This is a genomic window from Streptomyces sp. NPDC091377, from assembly GCF_044757045.1.
Taxonomy (GTDB): domain Bacteria; phylum Actinomycetota; class Actinomycetes; order Streptomycetales; family Streptomycetaceae; genus Streptomyces.
This window is the reverse complement of the sequence record NZ_JBIVUE010000035.1, coordinates 1-18,664: the sequence shown is the minus strand read 5'-3', so window position 1 is coordinate 18,664 and position 18,664 is coordinate 1. Positions and strand designations below refer to the sequence as shown.

Annotated in this window: 16 protein-coding genes, 1 rRNA gene and 1 riboswitch; of the genes, 3 read left to right on the top strand and 14 right to left on the bottom strand. The window is 69.7% G+C overall.

Annotation, left to right across the window (positions count from 1 at the left end; genetic code table 11):
- Nucleotides 1–81: 81 nt before the first annotated feature.
- Nucleotides 82–426, bottom strand: a complete 345-nt coding sequence (locus ACIQNG_RS38145) for a hypothetical protein (protein WP_401491693.1) — start codon at nucleotides 424–426, stop codon at nucleotides 82–84.
- Here ACIQNG_RS38145 and ACIQNG_RS38140 point away from each other — a divergent pair.
- A complete protein-coding gene (locus ACIQNG_RS38140; protein ID WP_401491707.1) occupies nucleotides 425–1,231 on the top strand; it encodes an SDR family NAD(P)-dependent oxidoreductase in 807 nt (268 codons plus the stop codon). The genes ACIQNG_RS38145 and ACIQNG_RS38140 overlap by 2 nt on opposite strands.
- A gap of 113 nt (nucleotides 1,232–1,344) precedes the next feature.
- Nucleotides 1,345–3,285: an amino acid transporter gene (locus tag ACIQNG_RS38135; protein ID WP_401491691.1), complete on the top strand. Its 1,941-nt coding sequence runs from the start codon at nucleotides 1,345–1,347 to the stop codon at nucleotides 3,283–3,285.
- A 114-nt stretch (nucleotides 3,286–3,399) separates the two neighbouring features.
- Here ACIQNG_RS38135 and ACIQNG_RS38130 read toward each other — a convergent pair whose 3' ends face one another.
- Nucleotides 3,400–3,963: a DUF1707 domain-containing protein gene (locus ACIQNG_RS38130; RefSeq protein WP_401439317.1), complete on the bottom strand. Its 564-nt coding sequence runs from the start codon at nucleotides 3,961–3,963 to the stop codon at nucleotides 3,400–3,402.
- A 350-nt stretch (nucleotides 3,964–4,313) separates the two neighbouring features.
- On the bottom strand, nucleotides 4,314–7,199 hold the full coding sequence (gene gcvP / locus ACIQNG_RS38125; RefSeq protein WP_401491689.1) for an aminomethyl-transferring glycine dehydrogenase: 2,886 nt from the start codon (nucleotides 7,197–7,199) through the stop codon (nucleotides 4,314–4,316).
- 168 nt (nucleotides 7,200–7,367) lie between these two features.
- Nucleotides 7,368–7,461, bottom strand: a riboswitch (glycine riboswitch).
- A 113-nt stretch (nucleotides 7,462–7,574) separates the two neighbouring features.
- Here gcvP and ACIQNG_RS38120 point away from each other — a divergent pair.
- On the top strand, nucleotides 7,575–7,946 hold the full coding sequence (locus tag ACIQNG_RS38120) for a PRC-barrel domain-containing protein (protein WP_401491687.1): 372 nt from the start codon (nucleotides 7,575–7,577) through the stop codon (nucleotides 7,944–7,946).
- Between the two features lie 402 nt (nucleotides 7,947–8,348).
- On the opposite strand, the gene ACIQNG_RS38115 is transcribed toward ACIQNG_RS38120, so the two are convergent.
- The 11 genes from ACIQNG_RS38115 to rrf all read right to left on the bottom strand — a co-directional run.
- Complete coding sequence (locus ACIQNG_RS38115) at nucleotides 8,349–9,731, bottom strand: DNA polymerase IV (RefSeq protein ID WP_401491685.1); 1,383 nt, start codon at nucleotides 9,729–9,731, stop codon at nucleotides 8,349–8,351.
- Nucleotides 9,732–9,800: 69 nt separating this feature from the next.
- The gene (locus ACIQNG_RS38110) at nucleotides 9,801–10,445 is read right to left on the bottom strand and encodes a MerR family transcriptional regulator (protein ID WP_401439307.1); all 645 of its coding nucleotides are present in this window, start codon (nucleotides 10,443–10,445) and stop codon (nucleotides 9,801–9,803) included.
- 251 nt (nucleotides 10,446–10,696) lie between these two features.
- On the bottom strand, nucleotides 10,697–11,170 hold the full coding sequence (locus ACIQNG_RS38105) for a bifunctional nuclease family protein (RefSeq protein WP_067026588.1): 474 nt from the start codon (nucleotides 11,168–11,170) through the stop codon (nucleotides 10,697–10,699).
- Between the two features lie 92 nt (nucleotides 11,171–11,262).
- On the bottom strand, nucleotides 11,263–12,009 hold the full coding sequence (locus tag ACIQNG_RS38100; RefSeq protein WP_401491683.1) for a MerR family transcriptional regulator: 747 nt from the start codon (nucleotides 12,007–12,009) through the stop codon (nucleotides 11,263–11,265).
- A gap of 37 nt (nucleotides 12,010–12,046) precedes the next feature.
- The gene (locus tag ACIQNG_RS38095; RefSeq protein ID WP_401439302.1) at nucleotides 12,047–12,856 is read right to left on the bottom strand and encodes an FHA domain-containing protein; all 810 of its coding nucleotides are present in this window, start codon (nucleotides 12,854–12,856) and stop codon (nucleotides 12,047–12,049) included.
- Between the two features lie 190 nt (nucleotides 12,857–13,046).
- Entirely contained in the window at nucleotides 13,047–13,883 is an 837-nt protein-coding gene (locus ACIQNG_RS38090) for a DUF881 domain-containing protein (RefSeq protein ID WP_401439299.1), read from the bottom strand.
- 4 nt (nucleotides 13,884–13,887) lie between these two features.
- On the bottom strand, nucleotides 13,888–14,220 hold the full coding sequence (locus tag ACIQNG_RS38085) for a small basic family protein (protein ID WP_003988855.1): 333 nt from the start codon (nucleotides 14,218–14,220) through the stop codon (nucleotides 13,888–13,890).
- Nucleotides 14,217–15,143, bottom strand: coding sequence for a DUF881 domain-containing protein (locus tag ACIQNG_RS38080; protein WP_401491680.1), 927 nt, complete (start codon nucleotides 15,141–15,143; stop codon nucleotides 14,217–14,219). Before ACIQNG_RS38080 ends, ACIQNG_RS38085 begins: the two co-directional genes overlap by 4 nt.
- 97 nt (nucleotides 15,144–15,240) lie before the next feature.
- Nucleotides 15,241–17,736 carry a sugar phosphate nucleotidyltransferase gene (locus ACIQNG_RS38075; RefSeq protein WP_401439294.1) on the bottom strand — a complete coding sequence of 832 codons (2,496 nt, stop codon included), beginning with the start codon at nucleotides 17,734–17,736 and terminating at the stop codon, nucleotides 15,241–15,243.
- A gap of 103 nt (nucleotides 17,737–17,839) precedes the next feature.
- Nucleotides 17,840–18,460, bottom strand: a complete 621-nt coding sequence (locus tag ACIQNG_RS38070; RefSeq protein ID WP_401439292.1) for a CDP-alcohol phosphatidyltransferase family protein — start codon at nucleotides 18,458–18,460, stop codon at nucleotides 17,840–17,842.
- 109 nt (nucleotides 18,461–18,569) lie between these two features.
- Nucleotides 18,570–18,664: ribosomal RNA gene (gene rrf / locus ACIQNG_RS38065) — 5S ribosomal RNA — on the bottom strand; the annotation flags it as partial.

The window sequence follows — 18,664 nt, the reverse complement described above, 5'->3', positions numbered from 1 at the left end:
TCGCCCGCCGGGACGTTGACATCGTCTTGACGAGTTCGGCCCCGGTGCGAGGAGGTGCCGGGATCCCACGTCAGAGGTCCGTCAGGGAGCGCCGCCGCTTCTTGTCCGGCCGTCGCGCACCGGCTTCCATGGTCGGGTGCACAGCGCCCGGTCCCCGCTCGACCGCCCGCCGAGTCCCGCTCGGCCGCCCCGTCGCGCGCCACACCGCACGGGGATACCGGCGCCCTTCTGACCCGCCGCCCGGGCCGCCCGGAGCGGACGTCGCGCCACCGCGACCCACGCCTCCACCGGCCCGAAGCCGAACCCGAACCCGACCTCAAACTCGGCCTCAGACTCGGCCTCGGCCTCGGCCTCAAAGTCGAACCCGAAACCGAACCCGAACCCGAAACCGAACTCGAACTCGAACAGGATCACACCCATGTTCATGGCGTCCGCGCCCCTTTCCTCCCGTACCGTCCTGGTCACCGGTGCCACCTCCGGCATCGGTTTCGAGACGGCTCGCCAACTCTCCGAGCAGGGCGCGACGGTGCTGCTGCACGGCCGTACGCCGGAATCGGCCCGGGCTGCGGCCGACCGGCTGGTCGTCACGGCCGGGGCCGACCCCGATCGCGTGTGCGCGTACGCCGCCGACTTCGCCCGCCTGGACGAGGTCGAGTCCCTCGCCCACCGGATCGTCACCGCGCACCCCCGGCTGGATGTGCTGGTCAACAACGCGGGCATGGCGGCGCCCGAGCGCCACACGATCACCGCCGACGGCAACGAGATCGCCTTCCAGGTCAACTTCCTGGCCCACTACCTGCTGACCTGTCTGCTGGAGCCGGCGCTGACCAGCGATCCGGGCGGCCGGGTGGTCAATGTGTCGTCCTCCCTGCACCGCACGGCGTCCATCCAGTGGTCCGACCCCCAGCGCGCCCGCCGCTACTCCCGGCTCGCCGCCTACGCCCAGTCGCAACTGGCGCTGACCGTCTTCGCGGCCGATCCGCGCGTCGCCGCCGTCTCGGTCCACCCGGGCGTCTGCGAGACGTCCCTCCTGCCCCTCTACGGCCATGAGGGCACCGCCCCCGCCGAGGGCGCCGCCCATGTCGTACGGCTGTGCGATCCGTCGGTGGAGATCGTGAACGGCGCGTACTACGACCGCTCCGAGCGCGTCGACCCGGCGCCCGCGGCGACGGAGGACCGCACGGTCAGGCGCCTGAACCGGCTGGCCGACCCACTGGTGGGCCGGAGCTGAAGAACCCCGGGGCAACCACTCCCAGGAGCCGGAACGTCACTCTCCGCTTACGCTGAGGACACCGTCCGTGTGAGGGCCGGAGACGGACGCCGCCGCACCCCAGGAGCACGCCGATGGCCGCCCCCCAGCATCCACCGCCCAGCCGTCTGCGCGCGTGGCTGCTGGAGGGCCTGGCCGACATGGGCAAGGGGACCGCCAATGAGGCACAGGCCCCGGAGGAGGGCCGCCCCTGGTACCGCGTGATGTGCCTGACCGGTGTCGACTACTTCTCCACCCTCGGCTACCAGCCCGGCATCGCCGCCCTGGCCGCCGGCCTCCTCTCCCCCGTGGCGACCATCGTCCTGGTCCTGGTCACCCTCGCGGGCGCCCTCCCGGTCTACCGCCGGGTGGCCGAGGAGAGCCCGCACGGCATGGGCTCGATCGCGATGCTGGAGCGGCTGCTGTCGTTCTGGAAGGGCAAGCTCTTCGTCCTCACCCTGCTGGGTTTCGCCGCGACGGACTTCCTGATCACCATCACCCTGTCGGCCGCCGACGCCTCGACCCATCTGATCGAGAACCCGCATCTCACCGATGTCCTGCACAGCAGGCAACTGCTGATCACCCTCATCTTCATCGCCCTGCTCGGCGCGGTGTTCCTCAAGGGCTTCCTGGAGGCGATCGGCGTCGCCGTCGTGCTCGTCGGCGTCTACCTCTCGCTCAACGCGGTCGTGGTGGTCAGCGGACTGTGGCACATCGTCACCGAGGGCCATGTGGTGACCGACTGGGCCACCGCGCTCACCGCCGAGCACGGCAACGCCCTCGCGATGATCGGCGTCGCCCTGATCGTCTTCCCGAAGCTCGCTCTGGGGCTGTCCGGCTTCGAGACCGGCGTGGCCGTGATGCCGCACGTCAAGGGCGACCCCGGTGAGACGGAGGAACGGCCGAAGGGCCGCATCCGGGACACCAAGAAGCTGCTCACCACGGCCGCCCTCATCATGAGCTGCTTCCTCATCACCACCAGCTTCATCACCACACTGCTCATCCCCGCTCAGGAGTTCGAGCCGGGCGGCCCGGCCAACGGCCGCGCCCTCGCCTATCTCGCCCACGAGTACCTGGGCAGCGCCTTCGGCACGGTGTACGACATCTCCACCATCGCCATCCTGTGGTTCGCGGGCGCGTCCGCGATGGCCGGGCTGCTCAATCTGATGCCGCGCTATCTCCCCCGGTACGGCATGGCCCCGCACTGGGCGGGCGCGGTCCGCCCGATGGTCATCGTGTTCACGCTGGTCGCCTTTCTGGTGACCTGGATCTTCGACGCCAGCGTGGACGCGCAGGGCGGCGCCTACGCGACCGGTGTCCTGGTGTTGATCAGCTCGGCGGCGATCGCGGTCACCATCGCCGCCCATCGGGCCGGTCAGCGGCGCTGGTTCATCGGTTTCGCGGTGATCGCGACGGTGTTCCTCTACACCACCGTCCTGAACATCATCGAACGCCCCGACGGTGTGAAGATCGGCGCCTGCTTCATCGCCGGGATCATGATCCTTTCTCTGGTGTCCCGGCTGACCCGTGCCTTCGAACTGCGGGTGAGCGCGGTGACGCTGGACCCGATGGCGGAGCGGTTCGTCCGGGACGTCGCCAGCCGCACGATCCGGCTCATCGCCCATGAACCGGGCCGCAGGGACCTGGCCGAGTACCGGGCCAAGATCGAGCAGATCCGCGCGGACAGCGAGGTGACGGGCCCGGAGGACTTCGTCTTCGTGGAGGTCACGGTCACCGACCCCTCGGAGTTCGAGTCCGTCGTCACCGTGCACGGCGAGGTGCTCCACCACCGCTACCGCGTCCTGACCCTGGAGTCCTCCACGGTCTCCAACGCCCTGGCCGCACTGCTGCTCCACATCCGTGACACGACCGGCCGTATCCCGCACATCTACTTCGAGTGGACCGAGGGCAACCCCTTCGCCAACTTCCTCCGCTTCTTCCTCTTCGGCCAGGGCGAGGTCGCCCCGGTGACCCGGGAGGTCCTGCGCGAGGCGGAACCGGACCGCTCCCGCCGCCCGCATGTCCACACGAGCTGACGCCGACGCGCGCAGGTCCGCCCGGCCCGACGGCAACGCCCGGACGGTCCGCCGGAGTGCCCTCACCGGTCCGGGACCCCGCTCAGCAGTCCCCGTGCCGACCCCCGGCCGACCTCACCGGAACAACCCCTTGCGCGGCCCCCGCGTCAGCACCTTCCCGTACGTCAACCGCCCGGTCACCTCGATCCGCAGCCGCACAGGACCGCCCGTGTCGTCCCTCGATGTCCGCGTCCTGACCATGGAGTAGTCGCTGACGAGTCCGTCGGTGTCGACCACCATGCCCGGCCCGATCAGCAGCCGCAGCGCACCTCCGGTCATGTCGAGGTCGATCCGCAGGGTGTCGTGCGCGATGACCGCCTGGGTGAAGTCCAGCGAGACATTGCCCCAGGTCGAATCGATGTGCAGCGCTCTGGGAACCGTCCAGCGGTCGCCGCGCCAGGTCGAGCTGCCCTCCTGCTCGATCCGGACCATGTCTTTGGTCTCCGGCTCACTGACGGGCAGATCCGCGGTCAGCACCGCCAACTCCCCGGCGGTGCGGGCGACCAGCGCCGCCCCCACCCGCTCGTCCAGTTCCTCCGCGGTAAGCCGGCCGTCGCCCGCCGCGACCGTCAGCACCTCCACCACCCGGTCCCGCTCCGCGTGCGACACCCGTAGCTCCGACCCCGTCCGGGTCGGCACGGCCTCAGCCGACAAAGCCCTCACCCCGATTCCCCACACCTGGATGAACTAACGCTATATCGCGTTACTCCTCAAAGGTAGCCCACCGCTCGGACAGTCCCCACCCCTCTCGGCCACCCACCCCGAGAACACGAGGACCCCGCGCCGCCGGTACGGCACGGGGTCCTCCCTACGACCTGCGTCAGGCCGTACGACACGCAGCCCTGGTCACTCGACCCTGACCACCCAGCCCTGGTCACTCGGCCCTGACCACCCAGCTCTGGTCACTCGATCCTGGTCACTCGGCCCTTGTGACTCGGCCCCCCTCACTCAGCCCTCATCACTCAGGCCCGTCACTCAGTCCTCGTCACTCAGTCCTCGTACGCGTCCAGCGGCGGGCACGAGCACACCAGGTTCCGGTCGCCGAACGCCTGGTCGATACGCCGTACCGGCGGCCAGTACTTGTCCGCGGTGGACACCCCGGCCGGGAACACGGCCTCCTCGCGCGCGTACGCGTGCTCCCACTCCCCGCCCAGCGCGGCGGCGGTGTGCGGGGCGTTGCGCAGCGGGTTGTCCTCGGCCGGCCACTCCCCCGACCCGACCTTCTCGATCTCCGTACGGATCGCGATCATCGCCTCGCAGAACCGGTCGACCTCGATCAGGTCCTCGGACTCGGTGGGCTCGATCATCAGCGTCCCGGCGACCGGGAAGGACATCGTCGGCGCGTGGAACCCGTAGTCGATCAGCCGCTTGGCCACATCGTCGACGCTCACGCCGGTGGCCTTGGTCAGCGGGCGCAGATCGATGATGCACTCGTGCGCGACCAGCCCGCCGGGCCCGGTGTAGAGGACCGGGTAGTGCGGCTCCAGGCGCTTGGCGATGTAGTTGGCGGACAGCACGGCCACCTGTGTGGCCCGCTTCAGCCCCTCGCCGCCCATCAGCCGGACGTAGGCCCAGGAGATCGGCAGGATGCCCGCGGAGCCCCAGGGCGCCGCCGAGACGGGGCCCACGCCCGTCTCGGGACCGGCGGCCGGCTGCAACGGGTGGTTCGGCAGATGCGGCGCAAGGTGTGCGCGCACGGCCACCGGGCCGACCCCGGGGCCACCGCCGCCGTGCGGGATGCAGAAGGTCTTGTGCAGGTTGAGGTGCGAGACGTCGCCGCCGAAGTGCCCCGGCTTGGCGAGCCCGACGAGCGCGTTGAGGTTGGCGCCGTCGACGTACACCTGTCCGCCCGCCTCGTGCACCTGGGCGCAGATGTCGGCGACGTGCTCCTCGAACACACCGTGCGTGGACGGGTAGGTGATCATCAGCACGGACAGTTCGTCGCGGTGCTTCTCGATCTTCGCCCGCAGGTCCTCGACGTCGATCTCGCCGTCCTCGGCGGTCTTCACGACGACGACCTTCATACCGGCCATCACCGCGCTCGCGGCGTTCGTGCCGTGCGCGGAGGACGGGATCAGACACACGGTCCGCTGCTCGTCCCCGTTGGCCCGGTGGTAGCCGCGCACCGCCAGCAGCCCGGCCAGCTCGCCCTGCGACCCGGCGTTGGGCTGCAACGACACCTTGTCGTACCCGGTGACCTCGGCGAGCCGCTCCTCCAGCTCACGGATCAGCGTCAGATACCCCTGTGCCTGCCCGGCCGGCGCGAAGGGGTGCAGCTGACCGAACTCCGGCCAGGTCACCGGCTCCATCTCGGTCGTCGCGTTGAGCTTCATGGTGCACGAGCCCAGCGGGATCATCCCGCGGTCCAGGGCGTAGTCCCGGTCGGCGAGCCGGCGCAGATAGCGCAGCATCGCGGTCTCGGAGCGGTGCTGGTGGAAGACCGGGTGCGTGAGGTAGTCGTCCCCGCGCAGCAGGGCGGCCGGTACGGCGTCCTCGGCGGCGGCGTCCAGCGCCTCGAGGTCGGCCTCGACCCCGAAGGCGCTCCACACGGCGCCGAGCTGGGTCCGGGTGGTCGTCTCGTCGCAGGCGAGCGAGACATGGTCGGCGTCGACCAGCCGCAGGTTGACCCCCCGCTCGCGCGCGGCGGCGACGATCGCGGCGGCCCGTCCCTCGGCCTTGACGGTCACCGTGTCGAAGTAGGCGCCGTGCACGACCTCGGCACCGCCGGCGGCGAGCCCCGCGGCCAGGATCGTGGCGTAGCGGTGGGTCCGGCGGGCGATGCTGCGCAGTCCCTCCGGCCCGTGGTACACGGCGTACATCCCCGCCATCACGGCGAGCAGCACCTGGGCGGTACAGATGTTGCTGGTCGCCTTCTCGCGCCGGATGTGCTGCTCACGGGTCTGGAGCGCGAGCCGGTACGCCCTGTTGCCGTCCGCGTCCACGGAGACGCCGACGAGCCGGCCCGGCAGGCTGCGCGCGAACTTCTCGTGCACCGCCATGTACCCGGCGTGCGGTCCGCCGAAGCCCATCGGCACACCGAAGCGCTGGGTCGTGCCGATCGCGATGTCCGCGCCCAGCTCACCGGGCGAGGTCAGCAGCGTCAGCGCCAGCAGATCGGCGGCGACGGTCACCAGCGCGCCCAGCTCGTGCGCCTGCTCGACGACCGGCCTGAGGTCGCGTACGGCCCCGGAGGCACCCGGGTACTGCACCAGGACCCCGTTGATCTCCCGCCCGGCGACCTCGGCCGGAATGCCGTCGCTCAGGTCGGCGACCACGACCTCGACCCCGGTCGGTTCGGCCCGGGTCCGGATGACGGCGATCGTCTGCGGCAGCGCGTCGGCGTCGACCAGGAAGAGGCCGTTCTTGTTCTTCCCCATCCGCCGTGAGAGCGCCATCGCCTCGGCGGCGGCCGTCGCCTCGTCCAGCAGCGAGGCCCCCGAGGTCGGCAGCCCGGTGAGGTCGGCGACCATGGTCTGGAAGTTGAGCAGCGCCTCCAGGCGCCCCTGCGAGATCTCCGGCTGGTACGGCGTGTAGGCCGTGTACCAGGACGGGTTCTCCATGACGTTCCGCAGGATGACCGGCGGGGTGAAGGTGCCGTAGTAGCCGAGCCCGATCATCGAGTCGAGCACCTGGTTGCGGTCGGCGAGGGAGCGCAGCTCGGCCAGCACCTCGGCCTCGGTCCGCGCGCCCGGCAGCTCCAGCTCATCGGCGTTCTTGATCACGTCCGGGACCGCGGCGGTCGTCAGCTCGTCGAGGGAGCCGTAGCCGACCTGCGCGAGCATCTTGGCCCGCGCCTCCTGGTCGGGCCCGATGTGGCGCTGCTCGAAGGGGATGCCCTGTTCGAGCGCGGAGAGCGGAATACGATGGGCGGTCATTGCGGAGGCCTCCTGGTCTGACGCGACCTTCGAGGGGCACCACGGCACGGGGCCCCGACGGCCTCCCCCTCTGTCATCTCAACCTGAGAGCTTCACCGGACTTACGCCCGGCTTTCACCGTCGGTGAGAGCGGAAGCCGTCGCTATCCGCTCTGCTTTCCAGAGTGACCTCGTCCGTGCGGTACGGGGGCCTGAGAGATTCCGGGGAGGATTTGCTCCTTCGGCGCCTCCGGTGACCCGGAGGACTCTCCCGCACGGGGTCAGCAGCCGCTGTCAGCCTACCAGCGCGGTCCACGAACGGGCCTTCGAGTGGCCGCCTTCCCCAATGTGCTCTTTCGTAGTGCTTACGGATGAGTTGCGACCTCGTGGAGGGACCGTGCAGACCGATATCGATCCGCGCAACCTGATCGGCCGCAAGGCGTTCGACCGCAACGGCACCAAGATCGGCACGATCGACGAGGTCTACCTCGACGACGCGACCGGCGTACCCGAGTGGGCCGCCATAAGGACGGGACTCTTCAGCCGGGACGCCTTCGTCCCCCTGGAGCCCAGCGAACTGATCGAGGGCACCCTGCACGTCCCCTTCGACCGCTCCCTGATCAAGGACGCCCCCGACTTCGGCGTCGGCCGCCACCTCTCCCCCGAGCAGGAACTCCAGCTCTACCACCACTACGGCCTCGACCTCACCACCCCCTCGCCCGCACCGGACCACGACTTCGGCAAAATCGCCGGCCAGGACGACCCCTGACCTCCCCCTGGCCCCTCCCCTCGCTTCACCCGCTCGGCCCACCCGGAGGCCCCGGAGCCCTGCCCGGCTCGCCACCACGCCGCCCGCACCACACACGTCCTGACCGAAGGCCCCTCGCGCGTGGCCATGAACGGCACCCTCCACACCAAGACCGCGGCTCCCCTCCGGGCGGCACCCGCCACGAGGTGGACCGGTGCGCACCCCTGAAACACGTCGGACCGCGCTCGACTCCGCCCCCCGCCCGTCCACGGGCCCAGCCACCCTTCACCCGTCCCGGACCGGCCGGTTCTCTCCCCACCCCGTGTCTTCCCCGGACCCGTGCCCGTGGCCCGTTCCCCTGGGCCTTCCCTCACGCCCACCCCGGCCCGGCAGGCCCCCGTGCCGCTCCCACCCCCTCCACGCTCACCCCTCACCCAGCGCCCCCGCCCCGGATGCCTCCACAACCCCCCGCTCCGTGAGAGGCAGCGGCTCCGCCGGTTCCAGCGCGGGATCGTCGACCCGGAACGTCCGCACTCTCCCCGGTGCCTGCGACATCGGCGTCTCGAACCGCACGGTCACCCGTCCGACCCCGCTGCCCTGCACCCACCCGTGCCCGTGCTCGGTGTGCCGCACATCGTGCCCCGCCGGCCAGCGGCGCTCGGCGTGCTGCTCGGCCTCCTCCTCCCGGGCCCGCTCCTCCTCGTGGTCCGCCCCGGCCTCCTCCGTCGGCTCCCCTGCCGCCTGCGCGAACAGGTCCTCCTGGGTGTAGTCGGCGAGCCCGCTGACCCCGACCCCGAGCAGTCGTACCCCACCGGTGCTGTCCACGGACTCCAGCAGCCGCGCCGCCGCCTCCCGCACCACCGCCGGGTCGTCCGTCGGCCCCCGCAGCGTCTCGGACCGGGTCAGCGTGGAGAAGTCGTACCTCCGCACCTTCAGCACGATCGTCCGCCCCGACAGCCCGGCCGCGCGCAGGCGCCGTACACACCGGTCGGCCAGCCGCTGCACCTCAAGACCGACCCGTGTCCGGTCGTGGATGTCCACGTCGTAGGTGTCCTCCACCGACACCGACTTCGTCTCGCGTTCGGCGACCACCGGCCGGTCGTCGTGCGCCAGCGCCATCGCGTACAGCGCGTGCCCGTGGGCCTTCCCCAGCAGCCGGACCAGCTCGTCCTCGCCCGCCTCGGCCATCTCCTCGACCGTGGTGATCCCGGCGCGCCGCAGATGGTCCCCGGTCGCGGGCCCCACCCCGGGCAGCGTCCGTACCGACATGGGCCCCAGCAGCGCCCGCTCGGTGCCGGGCGCGATCAGTACGAGACCGTCGGGCTTGGCCTGCTCGGAGGCGATCTTGGCGAGCATCTTGGAGCCGGCCAGCCCCACCGACCCGGTGAGCCCGGTGGCCACCCGTATGTCCGTACGCAGCTTGACCCCCGCCAGCCGGGCGGACTCCACGTCCCAGGCCGCTTCCCCGGCCACCAGGTCCACGAACGCCTCGTCCAGGCTCAGCGGCTCCACCAGCGGCGACAGCTCCCGCAGGAGCGCCATCACCTGCTCGCTGATCGCCCGGTAGAAGCCGAAGCGCGGGACCAGGTACGCCGCGTTCGGTGCCAGCCGCCGCGCCTGCGCCATCGGCATCGCCGAGTGCACCCCGAACACCCGGGCCTCGTAGGAGCAGGTCGCGACCACCCCGCGCGGCCCCAGCCCGCCCACGATCACGGCCTTCCCGCGCAGGCTCGGCTTGGACGCCTGCTCCACCGAGGCGAAGAAGGCATCCATGTCGAGATGCAGGATCGTGGGTGTGTTCCTCACACCTCAGATGCTGCACCACACCACTGACAATGCCCCCGACCACAGGCGGGGGCATGACAGGATGGGCGCTCAGACCGCCCGGTTGCGCCGCCGCGCCAGCTCGTCCGCCGGGTTGTGCCCGACGAGTGTCTCCCCGGTGTCGATCCGCTCCCCGTGCAGCTGGGACAGCGCACTCTCCACGTCCCGCCACACCACGCCCACGGCGATCCCGAAGATCCCCTGCCCGCCCTGGAGCAGCGCGTGCACCTCGTCCGGCGAGGTGCATTCGTAGACCGTGGCGCCGTCGCTCATCAGCGTCATCCGCTCCAGGTCGCGAAAGCCGCGCTCGCGCAGATGCTGGACGGTGGTGCGGATGTTCTGCAGGGACACCCCGGTGTCCAGGAAACGCTTGACGATCTTCAGGACGACGACGTCCCGGAAGCTGTACAGCCGCTGTGTCCCCGATCCCGTGGCGGGGCGCACGCTCGGCTCGACGAGCCCGGTGCGGGCCCAGTAGTCCAGTTGCCGATAGGTGATGCCGGCGGCAGCGCAGGCCGTCGGGCCGCGATAGCCGATCTCCTCGGACGTCATCGACGTCGCCCCTCCGCCACTGGGCACGGCCGTCGGTCGCTGTGGAACCCGATCGGTCGCGCTGCCGTGAAGCGGGTACGGGCCGCTCTCCCCCAGACTCCGTCCGGGGGCACCCCCAGCCGTACCGTCGCCGCTGCTTCTCACGCCGACCTCCGTCCTTGACCTGCCCTCTCGACGGTAGGCAGTCACCGAGGGTGCGTCAACGATCGCCACACTCGGCACGCCGAGTGATAATCACCCTAAGAGTGGTTTCCCGTGTCCCACCGCGGGGAAAGGCTAGCCGAATGCCCCCGCCCGGGGCCGCAGGACGCTCTCACTGGCCAGTGGCAATTGCCGGAGCGGCGACAACGTACAGGCCCGGCGCACCCCTGGGGTCCGCCGGGCCGTCGCACGTCTCACTGGTTGCTGGTGCCGAAGTCCTCGGGCGAGATCTGGTCGAGGAACTCGCGGAACTTCTCCACCTCGTCCTCCTGCTCGTCCGGGATCGCGATGCCCGCGTCGTCGAGCACGCCGTCGCTGCCGTAGATCGGCGTTCCGGTGCGCAGGGCCAGCGCTATGGCGTCGGACGGACGGGCGCTCACCTCGACCCCGCTGGCGAAGACCAGCTCGGCGTAGAAGACCCCTTCCCGCAGGTCCGTGATACGCACTTCGGTGAGTTCCTGACCGACGGCCTCCAGCACGTCCTTGAACAGGTCGTGCGTCAGCGGCCGTGCGGGAGCCATGCCCTGCTGGGCGAAGGCGATCGCCGTCGCCTCCCCGGGCCCGATCCAGATGGGGAGGTAGCGGTCGCCTCCCACTTCGCGCAGGAGCACGATCGGTTGGTTGGAGGGCATCTCGACCCGGACACCTACGACATCGAGCTCGTTCACACAGCAACCCTAGGCCGTGCCCGGGAGATTTGGGTAGTCGGGACGGCCAAGGGTCCGGATCCGGTCGCACCCCCGGGCGGGAAGTGCCCCCGTCAGGGCAGCCGCACCCCGAGGGCGGACCGCACCAGCGCCGCGTGCAGCCTCACGGCCAGCCCCGCCAGCTCCTTCGTACGGGCCTCGGCGTGGGCCCTGGTCTGCGGATTGCGGTGCCGGCGCAGTGGAGCCACCACCTGGTCCACCAGCCCGGCCTCCCGGTCGGCGGCGGCCTTCATGACCCGCAGATGGCGCGGCTCGATGCCGAACCGCCCCAGTTCCGCCACCAGTGACACGACGGTAGCCGCCTCGGCGTCGTACACCCCGTCCGCCACCGGGCTGATCAGGCCGTACGACTCCCACTCCGTGAGTTCCTCGTCACCGATCCCGGCGGCGGCCAGCAGCTCGGGGCGCCCGATCCGGGCGGCCGTGGGCGTGTCCGACGGCTCCGGAGCGTCCGGAGCGCTCTCTCCGTCCCGTGGACGGCCCAGCACCGGCAGGCGGACGTCCTCGCCGCGCTCCCTCGCCTCCAGGTGCTCACGGATCACCTTGAGCGGCAGATAGTGGTCGCGCTGCATCCGCAGCACATGGCCGAGCCGCTCGACATCGCCGGCGCTGAACTTCCGGTACCCCGACGGGGTCCGCTGCGGCTCGATCAGCCCTTCCGACTCCAGGAAACGGATCTTGGAGATGGTGACCTCGGGAAACTCCTCGCGCAGCACGTTGAGCACCGTGCCGATGCTCATCAGCCCGCTGTCCGCGGCGGCGATGCCACGCCCGGCATCGCCGCTCGGTGTATGCAGCATGGACCTTCCCTGGGGTCCCGGACTCGGTCCGGTGAGGTCAGACGACCTGCCGACTCGCGTAGAACACCAGCCGGTACTTTCCGATCTGCACCTCGTCGCCGTTGTGCAGGGCGACCTGGTCGATCCGCTCCCGGTTGACGTAGGTGCCGTTCAGGCTGCCCACGTCGGCCACGGTGAACGATCCGTCCGGGGCGCGGCGGAACTCCACGTGGCGGCGGGAGACCGTGACGTCGTCCAGGAAGATGTCGCTCTGCGGGTGGCGCCCGGCCGTGGTCAGGTCGCTGTCCAGCAGGAAGCGGCTGCCGGAGTTCGGCCCCCGCCGCACCACCAGCAGGGCCGAGCCCAGCGGCAGCGCGTCCACGGCGGCCTGCGCCTCGGGCGAGAGCGTGGGGATCGGCGTCTGGCCGGTGACCTCGGCGTCGTAGGCTTCCAGGCCGCTGATCGAGATCGTGGACGTCGTCTCGGAGGGGCGCTCGGGCACTGCACCGGGGCGCAGCGGCGCACCGCAGTTGGAGCAGAAGCGGCTGTTCTGCGCGTTGCGGTTCCCGCACCTCGTACACACCAGGACCGACATGGACGGATCCTCCTGCCGCGGCTGCCCCGTCGGGGCGTGGGACGCGTACGGATCGGGGGAGAACCCTCCACCCGTACTTGAGGTTGACGGTTGCCCGAAACCTATGCCGCCGGCCTGGGCAGGGTCAACCGACGCGCCCTGACCGTCCACCTGGTCCCGGAAGAGAGGCCGCTGCCCCTCCGCGTCGGGCTGTGCGCGATGACGGGCGGTCGCGTTGTCGCCGCGGCTGCCCTCTCGCGTGCTCTTGCCGAACAACTTCGCAAACAACTTCACGGGCGATTCCCCTTGACCGAAACAGACCCGCCCGTGGGGCAGGACGAACCCTGACTGCACTCTCCGGCTGACCCGGACAACCACACAACGTCCGTAGCCACCGGACAGTTTCCACCACGCACCACCAGTTCGGTGCGCCGACCCCCCGCAACCTCATGCCCTGGTCGGACGCCCCCCATGCACCACCGGTTCACCGGGAGGACGACCGAGCGTAGTCAGGCTGCTTCGCCGCCCGCAAGGCGTCCACAATGATCTTGTCCGACCGCTCGACGGTCACGGTGGCATGCTCCTTCTCCAGCGTCTGCACCACGCCTCCTGGGATGTTGAGCGCCGGCTCCAGGTCCTGCGGCTTGCCGATGACCTTGAAACGATAGGGCGCGTTGATCTTGTTCCCGTCGACCGCGACCCCGTCGCCGGAATCCGTCAGATAGGTGCTCGCCACCACGCGTACACCGTTCACCTGGATCGCCTCCGCGCCCGCCGCCCGCAGCTCCTGGACCGCGTCGAGCAGCATCCTCGCCTCGACCGTCCGCTTCGAGTCCTCGACGGTCATCGTGATCCCCGCCCCCTGTGCGGCCACCGTGCCCGCCAGGATCCCGAGTTGCCGCTCCTTCTCGACCGTCTGCTTACGGGCCTCCTCAGCCTGGTCGGAGCTGTTCTCCAACTCGTCCCGCTGCTTCTCCAGCCCCTGCTTCTCGTCCTCAAGACGTTCAGTGCGGTCGTCCAGTTCGTCGAGGATGCGCACCAGATCCTCCTGACGCGCGCCGCGCAGGGCGCTGTCCCCCTCGCTGTGCGACGCGACCTGCACCGCCAGGCCGAAACCCAGCCCGAACAGCAGCAGGGCGACGATCAGTTGGGCCCGGGTCACCCGCGGCGGCCACAACCCCTGCACCAGCCGCTGGCGCCCGGTGAGGGGCTGCCCGGCCGGCTCCGCGGGCCGTTCGGCCGCCTCGCGCGGCGCCGGCACCTCCTGGGGCAGTTCCTTGCGCAGCGGACTGCCGTGTCTGCCGTGCTGATGTTCGCTCATCGCCTCACGCCCGGAAGACATGCCGACGGATCGCCGCGGCGTTGGAGAAGATACGGATGCCGAGGACGACCACGACACCGGTGGACAACTGGGCGCCCACGCCCAGCTTGTCGCCCAGGAACACGATCAGCGCGGCGACGACCACGTTCGACAGGAACGACACGACGAACACCTTGTCGTCGAAGATGCCGTCGAGCATGGCCCGCAGTCCCCCGAAGACCGCGTCGAGCGCCGCGACCACGGCGATCGGCAGGTAAGGCTCGACGACCGCCGGAACCTCGGGCCGGACCAACAGTCCGGCCACGACTCCGACGACGAGCCCCAGTACGGCGATCACGATGTGCCCTTCTCAGTTTCTGGCTGTGCTGTCTCACTGCTCGGCCGCGCGGTGCGCACCATCACGCTCGGAGCGGCCGGCAACCGGAGGTCCCGCTGTACGGAGATCCCGGTCCTGATCCCGTAGTTCTCCTCAAGGGCGTCCAGATAGAGCCCGTCCGCGCTGTCCTGGAAGCGGGCGCTCAGAGTGTCCCCGTCCCCCACCGCGAGCACCGTGTACGGCGGCACCAGCGGCTTGTTGTCGACCAGTATCGCGTCACCGGCGGCCCTGATCGCGGAGAGCGCGGTGAGCCGCTGCCCGTTGATGGAGACGGCCTCGGCACCCGACTCCCACAGCCCGTTGACCACCCGCTGCATGTCCCGGTCCCGCACCCGGCCCGTGTCGGAGAAGCCCGACGTCCCGCGCGGATCCGCGTCACCGCCCGAGGAGGCTTCCTTGGCATCGTTGACGACGAGCTTCACACCGGGGCCGTGCACCTCCACCGCGCCGGCCAGGATGCCCACCAGGTCCTTCGGGTCGCCGCCCCCGCTCTGCCTGAGCGCATCCCGCTGCCGCTGCTCCACGTCGTCGCGGAGGTCGTCGACGCTCTTCTCCAGCCTGTCCGCGGCCGAGGTCTCTTTGTCGATACGGTCGATCAGTTCCTCGCGCTCCTTGGCGACCACGGGAGCGGCGACCCGCGCCTGGGCCGCACCCAGCGTGACCACCAGGGCGGCCAGCACCAGCCCTCCGGCCAGACCCAGCTTCGCCCGGAGCGTCTTCGGCAGCCCCCCGACACCGGCGGCCTTCTTGCGCTCGGCCGCCTCCGCATAGCCGTCGTCCAGGCTGTGGTCCATCACATTGGTGAGCAGCGACATGGACGCGTCCGGGCGCGACGCACGCGCGGGAGTGCTCCGAACGGGGGGCGGCTGCAGCATGCCGCACATCGTCGCACGTCATGGCCACTACCTCCGAATGGCCCCACCCACGTGCCGGACAGGCCCTCTTGAGGATGCCTGTCCGGCACGCGCGCGTAGGGTGCGATTACCTCCCGGCGCTGTCCACGACAGCCGCCCACTCATCCAGCAGAGCCTGCGCGGAGGCGTCGTCGGGTCCTTCCGCCCACAGATGGGTGACCGCCTCGGCCGGGTCCGGCAGCACCATCACCCAGCGCCCGTCCGTCTCGACCACCCGCACCCCGTCGGTGGTGTCCACGAACCGCTCGCCGGCCGCCTCGACCACCCGCCGCATCACCAGGCCCTTGACCGCCCAGGGAGTGGCCAGATCCCGCTTGAGGACGTGCGCCCGCGGAATCCGGGCGTCGATCTGGCTCAGCGTGAGCTGCGTCCGCGCCACCAGCCCGATCAGCCGTACGAAGGCCGCCGTGCCGTCGAAGACGCTGCTGAACTCCGGAACGATGAAGCCGCCCCGGCCGTCCCCGCCGAAGATCGTCGACTCATCGCGTCCCACCCGCGTCAGATCGTCGGGCGACGTGGTCGTCCACTCCACCTGTGTGCCGTGGTACGCCGCCACCTGCTCGGCGATCCGGGTGGTCGTCACCGGCAACGCCACCCGCCCGCTGCGCCGCTCCGCGGCCACCAGGTCGAGCAGCACCAGCAGCGCCCGGTCGTCCTCGACGATCCGGCCCTTCTCGTCCACCAGCGACAACCGCTCCCCCACGGGGTCGAACCGCACCCCGAACGCGGCCCGCGCGGACGCGACTATCTCACCGAGCCGGACCAGCCCCGACCGCCGTGTGTCCGCCGACTCCGTGGGCCGCGACTCGTCCAGCCCCGGGTTGATCGTCAGCGAGTCGACACCGAGCTTGCCGAGCAGGCTCGGCAGCACCAGCCCCGCACTGCCGTTGGAGGCGTCCACGACGACCTTCAGCCCCGACTCGGCGATCCCCGTGGTGTCCACGTTCCGCAGCAGCGACCCGGTGTACGAGTCGAACACACTGGCCGGAAAGTGCAGGTCCCCGATCTCTCCCGGGAACGCCCGCCGGTACTCCTGCCGCGCGAACACCCGGTCCAGCTTCCGCTGACTGCCCTGCGACAGATCCGCGCCCTGTCCGTCGAAGAACATGATGTCCACGGAGTCCGGCACCCCGGGGGTGGTCCGGATCATGATCCCGCCCGCACTCCCCCGCGCGGTCTGCTGTCGCGCCACGGGCAGCGGTACGTTCTCCAGATCCCGTACGTCGATGGCGCTGGCCTGCAGCGCCGAGATGACCGCCCGCTTCAGCGCGCGCGCACCACGGGAGTGATCGCGGGCCGTGGTGACCGTCGCGCCCTTCTTCAAGGTCGTCGCATAAGCGCCGGCCAGCCGCACGGCCAGCTCGGGCGTGATCTCCACATTCAGGATCCCGGAGACACCACGTGCTCCGAACAGGTGCGCCTGGCCTCTCGACTCCCATATCACCGAGGTGTTGACGAAAGCACCGGCCTCGATGGTCTTGAAGGGATAGACCCGCACATTGCCCTGCACGATCGATTCTTCGCCGATCAGGCATTCATCGCCGATGACCGCGCCGTCCTCGATCCGGGCCGCGCGCATGATGTCCGTGTTCTTCCCGACGACACAGCCCCGCAGATTGCTGTGCTGCCCCACGTACACGTTGTCGTGGACCACCGACTTGTGCAGGAAGGCCCCGGATTTCACGACCACGTTGGACCCGATCACCGTGTGCTCGCGAATCTCGGTACCGGCCTCCACCTTGGCGTAGTCGCCGATGTAGAGCGGCCCTCGCAGCACGGCGTCCGGATGGACCTCGGCGCCTTCTGCGACCCACACGCCGGGGGAGATCTCGAATCCGTCGATCTCGACGTCGACCTTGCCCTCCAGGACATCGGCCTGCGCCTTCACATAGCTCTCGTGTGTGCCGACGTCCTCCCAGTAGCCTTCGGCGATGAACCCGTAGATGGGTTTGCCTTCCTTCATCAGCTGCGGGAAGACATCGCCGGACCAGTCCACGGGGACATCGGCCTCGACGTATCGGAAGACCTCGGGCTCCATGACGTAGATGCCGGTGTTCACGGTGTCGGAGAAGACCTGCCCCCAGGTCGGCTTCTCCAGGAACCGCTCGACCTGGCCTTCCTCGTCCACGATGGTGATGCCGAATTCCAGCGGATTCGGGACGCGCGTCAGGCAGACGGTGACAAGCCCTCCCTTCTCCTTGTGGAAATTGATCAGCTCGGTCAGATCGAAGTCGGTCAGCGCATCGCCGGAGATGACGAGGAAGGTGTCGTCCTTCAGCGCCTCCTCGGCATTCTTGACGCTTCCGGCGGTACCGAGTGGCTTCTCCTCGTTGGCATAGGTGAGTTCCATTCCGAGCTCTTCACCGTCACCGAAGTAGTTCTTGACGAGTGAGGCCAGGAACTGGACGGTTACTACTGTCTCGTTGAGCCCATGCCTTTTGAGCAGCCGAAGAACGTGCTCCATGATCGGCCGGTTCACCACCGGCAGGAGCGGCTTGGGCATGCTTGAGGTCATAGGGCGAAGGCGTGTGCCCTCGCCACCGGCCATCACGACGGCCTTCATGTCGGAAGCGTCCTCCTCCAAGAGATGACGGTCTAGCCGACTTCACCCGTCCGAATTGTCCCGCACATTCTGTCTGCGGGCCATCGCGCCGTTGTGGCCGCACCTATCGGCGAGCTCCATCGGCCGTGGGGTCCGCTCGAACCAGGCGGCGGACCTGCACCACATAGAGCACTCCTGCCCACCAGTACAGCGTTGTACCCCAACCTGCGAACGCCCATCCGAAAATAGCAGCCAGTGACGAGATCCATCCACTTCCGTCACTGAGCAGGAGGAGGGGGAACGCGTACATCAAGTTGAAGGTAGCTGCCTTGCCCAGGAAGTTCACCTGGGGCGGCGGATAGCCGTGCCGGCGGAGGATACCCACCATCACCAGCAGCACCAGTTCGCGCGCCAGCAGCACAGCGGTCAACCAGAGGGGCAGGATCTCCCGCCATGTCAGACCCACCAGGGTCGACAGAATGTACAGCCGGTCGGCCGCGGGATCGAGAATCCGGCCAAGGCTGCTGATCTGATTCCAGCGCCGCGCGAGCTTGCCGTCCAGGTAGTCACTCACGCCGCTCAGAGCGAGCACCAGCAGGGCCCAGCCGTCACTCTTCGGACCACCGAACTCGGGCAGCAGAATCAGCCACAGAAAGAGCGGCACACCGAGAAGCCGCGCCATGCTGAGGATGTTGGGGATGGTGAGGACCCGGTCCGTCTGGACACGCGTCTCCTGGACCTCCACCCGGGGGCCTCCTGTGGGAAATGAGCCGATGTTTCCCCCTGACCCTACCTCAACACAAAAAAGCGCTGGCTCTTGGGCAAGTTGCCCAAGAGCCAGCGCTCTAAAAGAAGTTCGGCGGCGTCCTACTCTCCCACAGGGTCCCCCCTGCAGTACCATCGGCGCTGTAAGGCTTAGCTTCCGGGTTCGGAATGTAACCGGGCGTTT